At 41.5% G+C, this 15,841-nt stretch carries 19 protein-coding genes and 2 tRNA genes; 12 read left to right on the top strand and 9 right to left on the bottom strand.

The window, feature by feature from the left end; all coding sequences use genetic code 11:
- Window positions 1-137: 137 nt before the first annotated feature.
- Window positions 138-497, bottom strand: coding sequence for a helix-turn-helix domain-containing protein (locus B2Y23_RS12230; RefSeq protein WP_291354068.1), 360 nt, complete (start codon window positions 495-497; stop codon window positions 138-140).
- Between the two features lie 97 nt (window positions 498-594).
- Between B2Y23_RS12230 and B2Y23_RS12225 the strand changes: the two genes are divergently transcribed.
- Window positions 595-1,926, top strand: coding sequence for an APC family permease (locus B2Y23_RS12225; RefSeq protein WP_291371081.1), 1,332 nt, complete (start codon window positions 595-597; stop codon window positions 1,924-1,926).
- A gap of 47 nt (window positions 1,927-1,973) precedes the next feature.
- A complete protein-coding gene (locus B2Y23_RS12220; protein ID WP_409449768.1) occupies window positions 1,974-3,386 on the top strand; it encodes an NAD(P)/FAD-dependent oxidoreductase in 1,413 nt (470 codons plus the stop codon).
- A gap of 88 nt (window positions 3,387-3,474) precedes the next feature.
- Here the strand turns inward: B2Y23_RS12220 and B2Y23_RS12215 are convergent, their stop codons facing one another.
- The 6 genes from B2Y23_RS12215 to hisB form a co-directional block, all read right to left on the bottom strand.
- Entirely contained in the window at window positions 3,475-4,377 is a 903-nt protein-coding gene (locus tag B2Y23_RS12215; protein ID WP_291371077.1) for a DMT family transporter, read from the bottom strand.
- Window positions 4,378-4,458: 81 nt separating this feature from the next.
- Window positions 4,459-5,190 (bottom strand): 1-(5-phosphoribosyl)-5-[(5-phosphoribosylamino)methylideneamino]imidazole-4-carboxamide isomerase, encoded by a 732-nt coding sequence (gene hisA, locus B2Y23_RS12210; RefSeq protein WP_291354060.1) that lies wholly within the window; start codon window positions 5,188-5,190, stop codon window positions 4,459-4,461.
- Between the two features lie 67 nt (window positions 5,191-5,257).
- Window positions 5,258-5,935 (bottom strand): 3'-5' exonuclease, encoded by a 678-nt coding sequence (locus B2Y23_RS12205; RefSeq protein WP_291371083.1) that lies wholly within the window; start codon window positions 5,933-5,935, stop codon window positions 5,258-5,260.
- 109 nt (window positions 5,936-6,044) lie between these two features.
- Complete coding sequence (locus tag B2Y23_RS12200) at window positions 6,045-6,569, bottom strand: DUF805 domain-containing protein (RefSeq protein ID WP_291371075.1); 525 nt, start codon at window positions 6,567-6,569, stop codon at window positions 6,045-6,047.
- 155 nt (window positions 6,570-6,724) lie between these two features.
- Window positions 6,725-7,342: an imidazole glycerol phosphate synthase subunit HisH gene (gene hisH, locus B2Y23_RS12195; RefSeq protein ID WP_291371073.1), complete on the bottom strand. Its 618-nt coding sequence runs from the start codon at window positions 7,340-7,342 to the stop codon at window positions 6,725-6,727.
- Window positions 7,342-7,935: an imidazoleglycerol-phosphate dehydratase HisB gene (hisB, locus tag B2Y23_RS12190; RefSeq protein WP_291354054.1), complete on the bottom strand. Its 594-nt coding sequence runs from the start codon at window positions 7,933-7,935 to the stop codon at window positions 7,342-7,344. Before hisB ends, hisH begins: the two co-directional genes overlap by 1 nt.
- 95 nt (window positions 7,936-8,030) lie before the next feature.
- On the opposite strand from hisB, the gene B2Y23_RS12185 reads away from it, so the two are divergent.
- From B2Y23_RS12185 to B2Y23_RS12175, 3 genes are all read left to right on the top strand, one after another.
- A complete protein-coding gene (locus B2Y23_RS12185; RefSeq protein WP_291354052.1) occupies window positions 8,031-8,408 on the top strand; it encodes a GNAT family N-acetyltransferase in 378 nt (125 codons plus the stop codon).
- Window positions 8,409-8,606: 198 nt separating this feature from the next.
- Window positions 8,607-8,682: transfer RNA gene (locus B2Y23_RS12180), tRNA-Phe, on the top strand.
- Between the two features lie 135 nt (window positions 8,683-8,817).
- A tRNA-Phe gene (locus B2Y23_RS12175) sits at window positions 8,818-8,893 on the top strand.
- Between the two features lie 345 nt (window positions 8,894-9,238).
- Here B2Y23_RS12175 and B2Y23_RS12170 read toward each other — a convergent pair.
- Complete coding sequence (locus B2Y23_RS12170; protein WP_291371071.1) at window positions 9,239-9,772, bottom strand: HPP family protein; 534 nt, start codon at window positions 9,770-9,772, stop codon at window positions 9,239-9,241.
- 97 nt (window positions 9,773-9,869) lie between these two features.
- On the opposite strand from B2Y23_RS12170, the gene B2Y23_RS12165 reads away from it, so the two are divergent.
- The 6 genes from B2Y23_RS12165 (at window position 9,870) to B2Y23_RS12140 (ending at window position 14,028) form a co-directional block, all read left to right on the top strand.
- The gene (locus B2Y23_RS12165) at window positions 9,870-10,412 is read left to right on the top strand and encodes a TetR/AcrR family transcriptional regulator (protein ID WP_291371069.1); all 543 of its coding nucleotides are present in this window, start codon (window positions 9,870-9,872) and stop codon (window positions 10,410-10,412) included.
- A gap of 261 nt (window positions 10,413-10,673) precedes the next feature.
- Window positions 10,674-11,201, top strand: a complete 528-nt coding sequence (locus B2Y23_RS12160; RefSeq protein ID WP_291371067.1) for a hypothetical protein — start codon at window positions 10,674-10,676, stop codon at window positions 11,199-11,201.
- Window positions 11,202-11,279: 78 nt separating this feature from the next.
- Window positions 11,280-11,729, top strand: coding sequence for a hypothetical protein (locus tag B2Y23_RS12155; protein WP_291354048.1), 450 nt, complete (start codon window positions 11,280-11,282; stop codon window positions 11,727-11,729).
- Window positions 11,730-11,747: 18 nt separating this feature from the next.
- Window positions 11,748-12,461 (top strand): hypothetical protein, encoded by a 714-nt coding sequence (locus B2Y23_RS12150; RefSeq protein ID WP_291354046.1) that lies wholly within the window; start codon window positions 11,748-11,750, stop codon window positions 12,459-12,461.
- 27 nt (window positions 12,462-12,488) lie between these two features.
- Window positions 12,489-13,223: a class I SAM-dependent methyltransferase gene (locus tag B2Y23_RS12145; protein WP_291371065.1), complete on the top strand. Its 735-nt coding sequence runs from the start codon at window positions 12,489-12,491 to the stop codon at window positions 13,221-13,223.
- A 268-nt stretch (window positions 13,224-13,491) separates the two neighbouring features.
- On the top strand, window positions 13,492-14,028 hold the full coding sequence (locus tag B2Y23_RS12140) for a hypothetical protein (protein ID WP_291371063.1): 537 nt from the start codon (window positions 13,492-13,494) through the stop codon (window positions 14,026-14,028).
- A gap of 98 nt (window positions 14,029-14,126) precedes the next feature.
- Here the strand turns inward: B2Y23_RS12140 and B2Y23_RS12135 are convergent, their stop codons facing one another.
- Window positions 14,127-14,747, bottom strand: coding sequence for a hypothetical protein (locus tag B2Y23_RS12135; RefSeq protein WP_291371061.1), 621 nt, complete (start codon window positions 14,745-14,747; stop codon window positions 14,127-14,129).
- 295 nt (window positions 14,748-15,042) lie between these two features.
- Between B2Y23_RS12135 and tehB the strand changes: the two genes are divergently transcribed.
- Window positions 15,043-15,841: SAM-dependent methyltransferase TehB (tehB, locus tag B2Y23_RS12130; protein WP_291371059.1), on the top strand; the 799-nt coding region annotated here is incomplete at its 3' end.

Genomic DNA, 15,841 nt, shown 5'->3' with positions numbered 1-15,841 from the left:
TTACATTTTTGTTTTAATTATTATACGTTTTTAATATTTAAAAATCACTTTTTGAATAAAATAAATATACATTAATGGATATTTATTTTTATAAATTTAATTTCTGTTTTTATTTTGAATTTTGGATAATTTTGGACTTAAGAATAAAAGCGACCGCGGCGACGACGTAACCCTAAAATATGAATGGCACGTACCAGAACGGCATATGAAACTGCATAGCCAAAGCGTTGTTCAAACAAAGGTACAAGATCACTGATATTTTGAAATTTTGTATTTTTTACAAATACTTGAAATTCATTCCAGTTCTTAATGTGGCTGGGAGCACCACGGTTTTTTGCTGGTTTTGGTAGTAAATCTCCTGTTTCTTCTTCCAGCTTAATCCAGGCATCTAAAGTCACACGAGAGATGTTGAATTCTTTGCAAACTGCCACCTTGTAATCGGTTTTTTTATACATTTGAATGGCTGCTTTTCGAGTTTCTAAACTGTACTTTGGCATTTAATCTCGCCTGAGCTAAATATTTATATTTTTATTATATGGCATACTCATTGCAAATGAACAAATAACTCAAATAAATAATGTTCAGGTAACATGCATGAAAAAAATGCAAGTTTCTCTCAAGAAAATGTCTTTATGGCAAGTGGTGATTATTGGTATCGCGTATATGACACCGATGGTGGTGTTTGATACTTTTGGTATTGTTTCAGGGATCACGGATGGACGTGTACCTCTAGCCTATATTTTAGCCTTGGCTGCAATGCTACTGACTGCTTTTAGTTATGCACGTTTTAGTCGTATTAGTGATAAATCGGGTTCAGCCTATACTTATACAGCAGAATCTTGTGGTGCAAAGGCAGGGTTTTTTGTGGGTTGGTGTTCCTTACTGGACTATATTTTACTGCCATTAGTCAATGCATTACTGGCAGGAATTTATTTGGAAGCAGTGATTCCAGATGTGCAATATTGGGTTTGGGTGAGTCTGTTTGCCGGACTTGTTACACTGATCAATTGTTTCCGTATTAATATCTTAGCCAATCTCAGCTTGATCTTTGTCTTGGCACCGCTGTTGTTGATGGGGCTATTTGTCTATCTGGTCATTCAAGGTGTTGGATCATCACAAGGTTATGAGCATGTGCTCACAGTTGCTCCGTTATTTAATGGTGATACATCAATTCTGCCATTGATTGCGGGTGCCTCCATTTTATGTTTCTCATTCTTGGGCTTTGATGCCGTGACCACCATGTCGCATGAAACCAAAGATCCAAAACGTACCATTCCGCGTGCAGTTATCTTGACCACTTTAATGGGTGGAACAATTTTCATCACTGCTTCGTGGTTTATCCAACTGTATTTTCCGAGTAACGTGCGTTTTAACAATCCGGATGAAGCATTACCGGAAATCGTGCTCTATGTCGGTGGGGCATTATTCCAAGCGGTCTTCCTCTGTGCACAAATTATGAATACCTTTGCTTCAGGGCTTGCAACCCATGCCAGTGCTTCGCGTCTTATTCATATCATGGCCAAAGATGGCATTTTCCATAAAAGCACTTTTGGTCAACTGCACAGTAAATTAGGCACCCCGCTGTATGCAGTCCTTACCATAGGCCTCATTTCCTTAACGGCGATTGTCCTCGATTTAGCTACTGTGGTCAGCATGATTAGCTTTGGCGCATTGATTGCTTTTACGGCAGTAAATTTCTCAGTTCTTATGAAATTCTATGTGCTAGAGAAACAACGCCAAGGCTTTAAAAATAAATTTATGAATCTGATTTTACCGCTGATCTCTGTGGCAGTAATCATGTGTTTATGGTTAAACCTGGAACGATCAGCCCTTCTTTTTGGCTGCGGATGGTTGTTTATCGGGGTAGTAATCTTCCTTTATAAAAAACTGAAAAAGCAAAATATTGTGATTGGCAACGCCTACTAAAAGATTGCCGCAAATTTTGAAATGAATTGAAGATGGGAAGAATGAACATGAATATACAAAAACCAGTATTTTTGAATGACGTAGAGTTTAAAGCCAGCGTAAACCAGCAAAGTGGCAAGGAATGGAACTGGATTAATCCAAAGCATGGTGCATTTAGGCATCCTGCGAATTACTATGAAAGTTCACTGGAACAATGGCTCCAGTTTGATAGCTTGAGTGCCGATATTGAATGTGATGTGGTGGTGATTGGCGGTGGTTTGTTAGGTGCTTCTACCGCTTTGCATTTATCCGAGCAGGGCGTAGAGGTTGTGCTGGTTGAGAAAAACCGGATTGGCAGCGCAGCTTCAGGTCGTAATGGCGGACAACTGACTCCCGGCTTAGCCCGTTGGGAAGCTTCCGAGATGATTGAGCGTTTCAGTTATGCAGATGCCAAAAAACTCTGGCATTTCACCTCAACCGAAGCCATGGCTTTAATTGATTCGATTGCTGATCAATATGATCTGGATTTACAGCGTAAGCGTGGGCATATCACCGCTGCCGTGCATGAAGGGCATTTGGTGGGTTTGACTCAGGGGTCAGATGCCCGCAAATTTTTGGATGAATCGCATACTCAAGTGATGGGTAAACATGAATTGATGGGGCATATTAATTCTGACAACTACTGCGGCGGTTTACTGGATACATTGGGTGGACATATTCATCCACTGGCTTTAAACCGTGGTTTGGCTTATGGCTTCTGTAAAAATGGCGGCAAGATTTATGAGGAAACAAAAGTTCTTTCTGTTGAAGAGCGGGAAGATGGGATTTATGTAACTACTTCTGGCGGTGTGATTAAAGCACGTAAAAGTGTGGTGATGGGCGTGCATCATGCGTCGTTTAAACTATTGAAAGAACATAACCAAACTACGATTCCATTTTATACCTATGTCTGTACCACGGCACCTTTGGAAGTTAATTTAAAAGAGTTGCTACCCAGCGATGCACCGGTGTATGACACACAATTCCAGATTGATTATTACCGTGGTGTATCTAAAAACCGTTTACTATTTGGTGGAGAAGGTACAGGTTCTTGTTGGAATCCTGAAAAAACCCATCAATATTTATTGAGTCGAATCAAACATGTGTTCCCACAGCTACAAAATGTAGAACTTGATTTTGTCTGGAGCGGCACAACTGATCTGACCATGAATGGTGCTGCGGACAGCCGTAAATTTGGCAATAAATTCCCGATCTATGCTGTGCAAGGATGGAGTGGCCATGGTGTAGCACAAACAGTGCGGATTGGGAAAGCTATTGCCGATGATTTCTGTGGAAAAGCCGATGATTTCAATATGCTGAGCAGTATTCAGCATCAAGATATTTTATTTGGTCGTGCTTTAGCACCTGTGGTGATTCCCATGGCAAAAAGTGCATATGGATTAGGGGCTTTAATTAATCCGGGGAAAATGGTGTCATTTTAAAGCTCTCTTTTTTACCAAAAACTAAGGGTGTATCTTCCTCTCCCTGTGGGAGAGGACTAGGGTAAGGGTAGCAGAGAGCAATTAAATTTTAGGAACTCACTTCTTTATTTTTCTTTAAAAAATTCGGTTTCCATTCACTCACAATCACACCTAATACGACTAAAGCACCGCCAAGTATGGCCAGTAAAGGTAAACGTTCACCTGCAACACGGCCAATTAAGGCAGCCCAAACCGGCTCACCCGAATAGATAATCGCTGCTTGTGATGGGTCAACTTCACGCTGTGCCCAGTTTATCACTAATTGAATGGCTGCACTGGCAAACCCCAAGCCACATAGAATACTCAGCAGAGGCCACGAAAACACTGGATTCCATGTTTCACCTGCCAGTGGCATCATGCAAAAGGCAAACAGCGAGGCAAAACCGAGTTGAATTACCGTGACACGGCGAACATTGACTTTACCGGCAAAAAAACCGATCAAAATAATTTCCAGGGCAATTGCGATTGAACCCAAGATGGTAATCAGCTGTCCAAAATTCAGTTGAATTTCCCCAAAGCCGTTACCGGTTAAAAAGACTAGCCCTAAAAATGCCAAAGCAGCACCGCACCAAGTCATCATTTGCGGCGTTTTACGGAACAATAACCACAATAAAATTGGAACTAAGGGTACGTATAAAGCCGTTAAAAAAGCCGATTCACTGCTGCTGATCGTTTTCAGCCCAATGGTTTGTGTGCCATAACCCAGCGCAATGACCAATCCAATCAAAGCCCCTGCAGCAATTTCTTGAAGTCGGATTCCCGTTAAATCCTTCCAGGAAAAAAGACTGACAAACAGCATGGCCGCGGCAAATCGGCAGCCGACAAAAAACATCGGGCTGGCAAAGTTGAGTCCGTATTGCACGGTGATAAACGAACCACCCCAAATCACGGTAATCAAAATCAGGGCAAGTTGAGGAGCTCTAGATGTAATCCAGGATGGAGCATTTGACATAGCTATACGAGGGAGAAATTTATCTGATCATCTGAAAAATAAAAAAGAGGTCCGAAGACCTCTTAGAGATACTGCATGGAATTAAAGTGATTGTTCATCTAACAATAATTGCGCTTCACGAAGGTTCAGTGTGCCTTCGTAAATTGCACGACCCGTAATGGCGCCCAAAATACCCGGTTGATCTTTTAAGTTACGAACGTCATCCAGATTGGTTACACCACCAGAAGCAATGACAGGGAGACCTGAATATTGTGCAAGGTTTACCGTTTGCTCAATGTTTACGCCCTGCATCATGCCATCACGTGCAATGTCGGTATAAACAATGCTAGATACGCCAGCATCGGCAAAACGTTTTGCCAAATCGATTGCTTTGACATCAGTCACGTTTGCCCAGCCATCAGTTGCGACCATGCCGTTCATGGCATCAATACCGACAATAATGCGGCCTGCAAATTTCTTGCATGCTTCTTCAACAAACTCAGGATCTTGAACTGCTTTAGTGCCAATAATGACGAAAGAGACACCGGCATCCAAATAATGTTCAATGGTTTCAAGCGAGCGAATACCGCCACCAATTTGGATTGGAAGTTCAGGCTGTGCTTTGACAATGGCCTCAACCACAGGTTTGTGAATAGGTGTGCCAGCGAAAGCGCCGTTTAAATCCACTAAATGCAGGCGGCGTGCGCCTTCATTTACCCAATGCTGTGCAGTTGCAACTGGATCGTCAGAGAATACGGTATCGTCTTCCATACGGCCTTGTTTTAAACGGACACATTTGCCATCTTTCAGGTCAATTGCTGGGATGATCAGCATGCTTTCGCTCCTTGCCAAATCTTATTGAATTCATTGTGTTCCATCTTAACAAAGTATTGGCAAAACGCTAAGCATCAGTTTCAGCTTTTATTTTGTTTGGACGGAGGCGTAATTTTAATGAGGTATTGGGAATGTGTTTGGGTAATAAACCTAAGTGCAGCAATTTTTCAAACACTAAAACTGGAGCATAGGCATCGGCGGCTGCGTATTGAATTTGATGGGGTGTGAGGATTTTTCGTGCCCAGTTCGAGGTGCTTATTTTCTTGCTTTTGGGAAAATTGACCTGAAACAACAGTGCCATGGCATTTTTAAGTCCCATCGGATTGCTAAAGCCAAAGGCAGAGAAGCATTTAGACAATTCAATCACGCTGTTCAGCTCAATGCCTTTTTTACGGAAAAGATGGGCATCATTCTTTAAGCCAAAGCCGACTTTAATCTGGTCGCGATTTTCAAAAATGGGTTTCAGGAATTCTAATATCTGCGGGTTAATTTGAAATAAATAAGCGGTATCGTGAGTGGCTAACTGAATCAGATGCGGACCGGTAGAGACTTCACCTTTGTTAAAGGTCGGTTTGGATTCGCTGTCAAAACCGAATAATGCACAGGTTTTTAACTCCTGTTCGAGGGCATGGCATTGTGCCAGGCTATGAATGACATGAATTTGCTGCATTGGAAGATTTTCAAATACAGGGAGTTGCTGAATCTGTTCTTTGCTCGGTAGCGTTTGCAGCAGAGGCTCTTCCATAATCATCAATAGGTTCCTGGGTCTAACCTCAGCTTAATCGCTTTTCAAGGTTTAGGCAAAAATAAAGCCCGCATATTGCAGGCTCTAGTCATGTATATAGAGAAAACGGTTAGTTGTTTTGCCCGGTTTGCTGTTGTATGTCCATTTGTGCCACTTGCGCACGTTGCAGGTAATCCTGATAGGCAGGGATTGCAATAGCAGTCAGGATCGCAAGTGGAAAAACCAGTACATAGAACCATGCCAAAACTTTTTCCCAAGTTTTTGTGCTACGCGGTAGACCAAACTGATTTTCATGTTCATCACCTTTAGCAAAAGCTAAATACATTGTTAAACCCAAATTGATCAATGGGATCAGCGTCAGCAAAGACAGCCATCCGCTGTGATTGCGGTCATGTAGGCGTCGGATGGCGAAGATGAAAGAAAAATAAAGCACACTCATATATACAAAACTTAAAAATAGTATTGCTGAGGTAGGCAGTCTTTGATCTGGGGTTTGCAGTCCTGGAAGTCCAATAGCGACGAGGATGACGATAAGCATAATGAAGATACACAGCAGTCCGTTCCAACCCAAATAGGATAATCGGCCAAAACGTCCATCAGCAGTCAGTGCTGAGTCATTAATAATATTGTTCATTATTATTTTCCTATATTTTTTAAATGGATATGTTTAATTATCAGTCAAATAATAATCAATTTTAACCCAAGTTCAAAGAGGAATCTTTCAGTTCAGCTCCCAAAATAAAAAAGCCCAACCAGAGTTGAGCTTTTACAAAGATCTAAAAATGGAGTTTAGATGTTCCATTCCACAAAGTTTTTCAGTAACTGTAAACCTGCGGTATGGCTTTTTTCCGGATGGAACTGGGTCGCAAACAGGTTATCTTTATGCAATGCCGTGCAGAACTCTAAGCCATAGTCACAGGTGGCAGCCACAATACTTTTATCTTGAGGCTCAACATAGAAACTATGCACAAAATAGAAACGTGCATCCTGTTCAATGTCTTTCCACATCGGATGACTTGGGTCAGCCTGATGTACCTGGTTCCAACCCATGTGCGGTACTTTTAAACCGTCCACATCGGGAAAACGTTTTACTTCACCTGCAAAAATGCCCAGTGCCTCGGCACCGCCATTTTCTTCCGAGCGTTGCATCAAAGCCTGCATACCGACACAAATGGCCAGTACAGGCTTGTTGAATACGGCATGGCGTACCACTTCATCAATCCCTGCTTCATGCATGCCCTGCATACAGTCACGCATTGCACCTACGCCTGGAAATACAATTTTATCGGCTTGCGCAATCAGTTTGGGATCATTGGTCACATCAACAGTTGCACCAACATGTTCTAAGGCTTTGGCTGCTGAGTGTAAATTTCCCATGCCATAGTCAAGAAGGGCGATACGGGTCATTACAAACTACCTTTGGTTGAAGCAACGGTATTTTCTGCACGTGGATCGACTTCACAAGCCATACGGAGTGCACGGGCAAATGCTTTAAATACGCTTTCGATCTGGTGATGGCTGTTTTTGCCTTTCAGGTTGTCGATATGCAGCGTCATTAAAGCGTGATTCACAAAACCTTGAAAAAATTCAGAGAATAGATCAACATCAAAGCTACCAATACGGGCACGAGTAAATGGAATATCCATCCATAAACCCGGACGGCCAGATAAATCAACCACAACACGGCTTAAAGATTCATCCAGTGGGGCATAGAAGTGACCATAACGGCGTAGACCCTTTTTATCACCCAACGCTTGGGCGAAAGCCTGACCGAGTGTGATACCACAGTCTTCTACGGTGTGATGATCATCAATTTCCAGGTCACCATCACAATGAATGTCTATGTCAAATAAACCGTGTCGCTTGATTTGATCAATCATATGATCTAAAAATGGAACACCTGTATTGAGAGTGCCTTGACCTGTACCATCAAGATTCACACGAACTCGGATTTTGGTTTCGTTAGTGTTTCTTACCACTTCACTGATACGTTGCGTCATAGACACGTTCCTCAAAAACGTCAAAAATGATGATGTAAACTGTTTTTCGCGATGACGAAATCATCGCATATTAGATTGCTCAGGAGGGTTAATCAATGCCTATTACCGTACATGCTTATACTTCACTAGAAAATGACGAAGTGCGCAGCCAGCTTGAGCGACTGTATGACACCAGCCCGGAATTTGGAGATGGGGCAGATGCCATTGAACAACTAGAGCAAAACTTGGCTCAGTATACATTAGTTTACACAGCAGAATTTAATACTAAACTGATTGGGGCAATTTGGTGTACCGGACAGGGGGAAAGCCGCATACTGGAAAATATTGTGGTCCATCCGGCCAACCGTGGACGCGGGGTTGCAGAACGACTGGTCAGTGAGGTCTGCCGGATCGAAGAAGAAAAAGGCGTGAAGACATTTGAACCGGGCTGTGGAGCAATTCATCGTTGCCTGGCGCATCTGGAAAAAATTTAACTCTATCGAGTACATAAAAAGCAGCCTCATGGCTGCTTTTTTATCGGTTAAAAATACTGACACTGCTGAATAATTATTTGAGTTTTAAATAAAAAATAAACAGATAAACGCCAATTTGCTGTAAAAATAAACGTTTGCTTTAAAAAGCCCAAAACTTGCTTGACTGAAAAACGCTGAGACTGTTTAATACGCGGCATCGGCGTGATAGCTCAGTAGGTAGAGCAACGGATTGAAAATCCGTGTGTCCCCAGTTCGATCCTGGGTCTCGCCACCATATTCAAAATCTGTTTCAAGATTTCAATCCCTGATCCCATCAGGGATTTTTTTTGGGTAAAAAATATTCGATCAAATAAAAATGTGATGAATTATATTGACTATTGAGAGCAGATACGGCTTAATACACGGCATTGGCGTGATAGCTCAGTAGGTAGAGCAACGGATTGAAAATCCGTGTGTCCCCAGTTCGATCCTGGGTCTCGCCACCATATTCAAAAAATCCTCAAACATTGTTTGAGGATTTTTTTTGTCTGTCTGTTGGGTATAGGCCTTATATCTGTATGCAAGCTGCGATAAAAGACTGATAAAAACCGAATATCATTAATAAACGTAAAACGACACATAGCTTGTCATTAGCATAATAATCAAATTAGCATCTTAGTTCTTCTAACGAACCATAATGACATCATACTACGACTCAACTGATGATATTATGAGTGTAAGACCACTCAACCTGTGTCATTTTTCGATAAATAATTTTTTAGACCTAAGATCCATAACAAGGTCTTTCATATAACAGTCAGTATGTTAAATGGATTTAACCTTCAACCAATTTATGACTTAGTTTTGATTAAACCTAAACCATAAAGAGGCCACTTATTATTAGCTTTAATGTTATTTACAACAGAAGCAACCAAAACTAAAGCTATAGATCCTAATAAGACAGGAAAGATTAGAAAACTCCATGCATAGTTGATGGAATTTGCTGTTAAAAGTATTACCAATGGATTAGCTCCTGCTGGGGGATGTACACATTTAAAAATCTGCATTAACGCAATCGCACAGCCTACAGATAAAGCTATAGCCAAAATAGAATCAGAGAAAAACTTAAGGAAAAATAGACCGATAAAAGCTGAAATGAGATGACCGAATATAACATTCCTAGGTTGTGCCAATGGCGACTGTGAAACAGCATAAAGAATCACACAAGTAGCGCCGAAAGGAGCCATAATGTAAATATTACCTGTTAATTTAGTAAGTAAAAGTAGAAGAAGAATGCTGAGTGTTCCTCCAATCAAACTTCTGAGAACTTCATGTCTTTTGGGGAATGCAGCAAGTTTTTCTTTTCCTTCAAAGATTGAAAGCATATCTATATCTCCTTTTTAAATATTGTTTTAAAAGCATAATACAGATAAAATAAAAATAGTACAGATCTGTACTATTTTTATTTTTAGGATGCGATGAATGTCAAAATCAGCATTAAAAATTTTAGATACAGCAGAAAAACTATTTAATCAAAATAGTTTTGTTGGTGTTGGGGTAGATTTAATTCGAGATGAATCTGGTTGTTCTAAAACGACTATGTACACTTACTACAAAAATAAAAGTCAGTTGGTTCAATCAGTTCTTAAAGCTCGTGATGAAAAATTTAAAGAGAGCTTATTCCAATACATTGGAACAGCAGAAGGTATTGGTGCAATTAACAAAATTTTTGATTGGCACATGGAATGGTTTCAACAAGACTCATTTAAAGGGTGCTTATTTGTTAGAGCTGTAGCTGAGTCGGGACAAAATGAAAAAGATATAATTTCTATTTCTAAAAAGCATAAGCAATGGATAAAAGACTTAGTATCAGCACATTGCTTATTAGCAGGCCATCAAGATTTATCCGACTTAATTTACACTCTAATAGAAGGGTTAATTAGTAGATTCCTAGTAGATGGATTTGATCCTAGTATTGCTGCTCTTCTAAAGAAGAATATAAATAATTTAATATCAATAGGTTAATGCTTTAAAAACTCATTCATACTCAAATGGTTTTTTTATGACAACTTATGTGTCGTTCAATCACATTCTATGCGTCGTAAATGACAACTTATGTGTCGCGTGACGATAAATTGAAGGGGAATTAAAACACCGTTTATCTGAGTTAGGGTGAGCAAAAACGGAATTTTATGTAGGCTATAACCTATACAATTGCAGTGAGAAGCATTTTCCTTGCTTGGTGTGAAGCTGCATTGCCTTGAAATTACATTACGAGTCAAGCTTATGAATCTTCTAAAAACCTCGGCTTTGGTGTTGATGTTCGGTTGTACAGCAAGCATGATGCTACACGCTGATGACACGGTAACTTTGCCCACCCTGAAAGTATTGGCTGAACCAGAATTACGTACAGAAACAGGGGTGGTACCCTATCAGAATGATGAGATGAATCGCCGTGCTTTACAGCATCAAATGATTCGTAGTTCACGTGAAGCACAAAACTTTATGATTGATAGCCATATGGTTGCCAACCTTGAACTTCAGCCCCTACAATCACAGCCAGACCTAAACTCTTTACCTCCCTTACTACAACAGCATGTGTTGAATATTGCGCAGGGTTTACAGTCGAGTGATCCTACGCAAGGCTTGTATATTATGTTGCAACCTTTTGGCATAGACCGGAGCAACAGTATGCAGCCCCTCGAACGTGGGACCCATATACAGATTGACCTGAACAGGATCAATATTGGTACGCTGGAACATTCTATAAATAACCCTCCTGCATCTGGGCTGATGACACCTAAAATGCAATAATTTTTCTTGTTTAATATCTCCATCGCTTGAGGTCTTTGTTTTTATAGAATCAAAGTAATAACAACTGGAGACTACGCAATGAAAACAATCGCTGTCCCCGTATTCACCTCTTTATCACTTTTACTCTCGGCTTGTGGTGGTAGCGGAAGCGGAGATTATTTTAACTCTTCTTATGAAAAAAGATTTATTTTCGGTAGCCAAACCTATATTTGCCGTAGCGAAAGAGCCGCCGATGCTTGTGGTGGCAGCAATCAGGACTGTTCAGCATGTGAACTGGAGTCACCTGCTTCAGTGGTCATTACCCAGTTATGTGTGCAGCCAGTCACCAATACCCATAAAGTAACCGTCAATGGCTGTGTAGTACAGCTGAGTAATGATACCCAAACCGGACTCTGTACTTCGGAAGGATTAAGACTGCTTTCAGGAACCAACCTGACTCGACAGCAAGTCAGTGCAGGGGCGTTATTTCCTAGTGGAAGCGTGAATATTCCTGTTGGAAGCCTGACAGAAACCATCACCTGTAACTAAGTGGTGGATTTAAGTCGCATGAAATTCTTTGCAGCACTGGTGATTGGCATATTCTGCTTTGGATTGGGTTATTTTATTGCCCGGTCCACGCCTGAATCTGAACCGACTGTTTCTGAGCCCAATCAGGATATTGCTGTGGAAAATTTCATCCAGACCATTCAGCAAAAAGCGCAGACTCAGCCTGAAGATCGTCCGGCATTGCAACAACAGCTTAAAAAACAGAAAACTCAGGTGAATAGCCTTATAGATCAAGCTACACCCGAGCAAATTAACAAGTATTTGCAGCAGGCCTTTCCGGATTATGATTTATCTAATATCCACGACAAGCACGCGTTTGCCAAACGCCTGGTCGAGGAATTTGTCGATGCAAAAAATGATCCGCATGAAAGCATGACTGGTCAGGCCAGCGTCACGGCGCAGCAACAATATATAGCGAATAACCTGCTGCCAAGACAGGTTTATGCCGGACAACAGTTATTCGCCCATTTTGATACGTTGGGAAAAACCCCAAATAACGAGCAGGTATTTGTGCGCTGGAGCAATCAGTCCACAGGCGAAGTGCTGTTTTTTATGCCGCAGCGCATCAGCGCCAATCGGGAACAGAACTGGGTTAGTTTTAAGCCCGCGAAAGGCTGGAAAGCAGGAAGCTATGATGTTAAATATTATCAATTGAATGATCAGCTGGTACCGATTGCCCAGACCAGTTTCACAATTGATCAGGTGATTGATTAAATTGATTAATATTATGAGCATCGTTAAATGAAAGATCTTTTTTCCAGCAATAGTGTGCGTTATAAACAGGCCCGTCCTAGCTATTCCAGCCAAATAATCAAAGAAATTTTAAAGCATGTACCGGGACGAACTTTTGCCTGGGATTGTGCTGCGGGATCTGGTCAGTTTACTCAGCTTTTGGCACCGTATTTCGAGCAGGTACTGGCGACCGATATTAGCGAAGCACAGTTACAACAAGCGCCTTATTTTGAAAATGTCAGCTATCAGGTGCAGGCAGCAGAGCAGACTACCATTTCGGAACAGTCCGTAGATTTGGTTACCGTGGCACAAGCGATACACTGGTTTGACTTTAAGGCATTTTATAAAGAAGTCAAACGGGTGCTTAAACCTCAAGGGGTGCTGGCAGTCATTGGCTATGGCCTGATTCATGTTCAGGATGCGGCAATCAATAGTTTGGTCCAACAGCTGTATGCTGAAACCTTAAAAGATTATTGGGATAGTGAACGCCGTTATATTGATGAGCTGTATCAAAGCATTCCCTTTCCTTTTCATGAGCAGGCTGTTCCAGATTTGCAGTTGGAATATCACTGGACTCCGCAGCAGCTGCTCAGCTATTTAAAGACCTGGTCGGCGCTCAAGCATTATCATGATCACAACGCGGATGATCCATTACAGTCCATTTCAGCGGCTTTACAAGCGGGACCTCAACACTTAGATGTAACATTTCCTGTACTTCTGCGCGTAGGAATACGAGAAAAATAGAGAGTGTCGCGGAAGCCTTGTATTGGCGAGGCAATCGAGCTGGGGAATATAAAAAACTGATTTATAAAAATATGATCCAGAGTCAGGCTTTTTACAACGACAGTTCTCGTATTTTTTAAAAGGTGAAAAGAGAGGATTTTTTAAAGAAAATTAGAATGTCCTGCAATACCACTGGTCCGGAGCAAGTGGCTGAAAGGCGCATAAACTATACAATTATAGCTGTCGACGGTTGTTTATTTACTTCAATTCATTGTTGAGTAGAACTGCCATGAAGCTCCTAAAAAATTTGTCTTGTGCAATTGTAATGATTGCTGGAAGCTTTCCTATTTCCTCCACTTTTGCCGATATAGCGGATGCCCCTGGATTAAGCCCCTTAACCGAAGCCGAGTTAAGTGCAGAAGCCGAAACAGCACAGGTCATCTATTATCCACACGATTATCCAAGAGAGAGAGCCTTGCAGCATAGAGTTATGCAGATCCAGATGGATACGCAAAACTTTGTGGTTGACCCGACTATTCTGATGACCATCGATCTGGTTCCTGAGGCCCCTATGCCAGATATCAACAGCTTGCCAGCGCCTTTGCAGCAATATGTTCTGGCCATTGCCCGAAGTTTACAGTCACCTGATCCGCGCGAAGGTTTGTATGTGCTGCTTGAACCTTTTGGTATAGACCGTAGTGCTACCAATGTACAGCTCGCTCGCGGACAAATTTCATTGGGTGTGCTGGATAGTAGTGCGCAGCGTGAAGCCATCAGACAGTTAGAAGAGCAGCAAAGAACTACCTTGAGGAATGGTGTTCCTTAGTTTGGCCTTTACAATGGAAGATAAATATTTTCCGGTATAACTAAAAAAGGATGCTCATGAATAGCATCCTTTTTAAGGCTAACATACGTTAAAGCAAATTAAGCCGCAGATTTTTTAAACCAAGAAAAGAATGATTTTTTCTCAGCCTTTACTTCAGTTTTAGCAGCATCTGCCTTTACAGCAACTGCTTCTTTTAGGTCTGCAGTTTTCTCTACAGTAGCATCTTTAGCTTCAGTTGCTTGAGCAACAGTGGCATCTTTCACTTCAGCTGTTTTTTCTGCTACCGCATCTTTAGCAGCTACAGTTTTCGCAACAGTTGCATCTTTTGCTGCTACCACTTTTTCTAATACAGTATCTTTAGCAGCGACAGTATTATGAGTTGCAGCTTCTTTTACTTGTTCAGCTTTAGCTACATTTGCATCTTTCGCTTCAACCGCTTTTGTAGCAGTTGCATCCTTAGTGGCTGCTGTTTTAGCTACTGCTACTTTTTTAGCAGCTACAGTTTTTTGAGCAGCTGTTTTAGAAACAGTAGCAGCTTTATCTTTGGTTGTTGCAGCGGCTGATTTAACCGTACTTGCAGCTTGAATGGTATCTGCTTTTACTTGTGCTTTTAATGCAGCAACTTTAGCAGCAGGTGTAGTTTCTACAGCAGTCGCAGCCATAGCAGAGGTAGTACTTGCAACTAAAGCGATAGCCAAGGCAGTTTTAATAGCATTCATGTGGATGACTCAATCGTGAGAATAAAGAGGGTTTTTGTACGGCTTATATTAACGCCAGAGATATTAATTTTTTAAAAGTAAATAAGTTAGCGATGTTTAATTGTGTGAATATTCAACTAAATTTACATAGGTATAACATGATGTTGCAGATGAGTTACATTGCTTTTAGGCCTAGATGTTTGCAAGAGTCTTCGTCAAGTAGCTTATTTCAATCTGAGGTTGAACGGGCTATGCTAAAACATAATTAACAAAGTGATTTCAGACAGACAATTGATGATTGGGAGCACAGCCTGTTATGCAACAGCTTATTTGTTATAAAAAATTGCCTGTCTGGACACAGCAGAGTATTCCGCAAGGGTTTAAAAATCCGCACAATACCAAAGCGGGGACCTGGGCAAAACTGACGGTATTCAAGGGTGAGCTTTATTTTGCCATGCTGGAAGAGTCGGGCGCCGTAAAGTCTGAGCATGTTTTTAGCCCAGAGCAGCAGCCTCCATTTATTGAACCGCAAGCGTGGCACAAAATTGTTTCTGCCAGTGATGACATTGAATGTCAGCTCCAGTTTTACTGTCTGCCACAGGATTATTTTTATAAAAAGTATCAGCTTTCTCCCACTCACTCGGAAATATTGGCTGCTACGCCGTATTTGCAAGGTGGCCGTGCCTTGGATGTTGGCTGCGGGCAGGGGCGTAATACGCTGTATTTAAGTCAGCATGGTTTTGAGGTGGATGCTTGGGATGTGAATCCGCACAGTTTACAAAAGCTGCAAGAGGTGATCGCAGCGGAAGGCATTAAAAATATTCATGTACAGCAGCGTGACCTAAACGCTGACCAAAGCATTGGCGGAAAATACGACTTTATTTGCTGTACGGTAGTGATGATGTTTTTACAGGCTAAAACCGTTAGACCTTTAATTGCGCAGATGCAGCAGGCGACTGCTCCGGGTGGTTATAACCTGATTGTCTGTGCGATGGACACGCCAGATATTCCGGCACAGCCTGATTTTCCTTTTACTTTTAAAGAAGGAGAGTTAAGTGCTCTATACGAAGGCTGGAACATTTTGAAATACAATGAAAATATCGGTGAGTTGCATC

This window comes from Acinetobacter sp. UBA5934 (genome assembly GCF_002430855.1).
In the GTDB taxonomy this organism is placed as follows: domain Bacteria; phylum Pseudomonadota; class Gammaproteobacteria; order Pseudomonadales; family Moraxellaceae; genus Acinetobacter.
The sequence above is the reverse complement of the archived record's forward strand: the minus strand, read 5'-3'. Positions and strand labels throughout refer to the sequence as shown.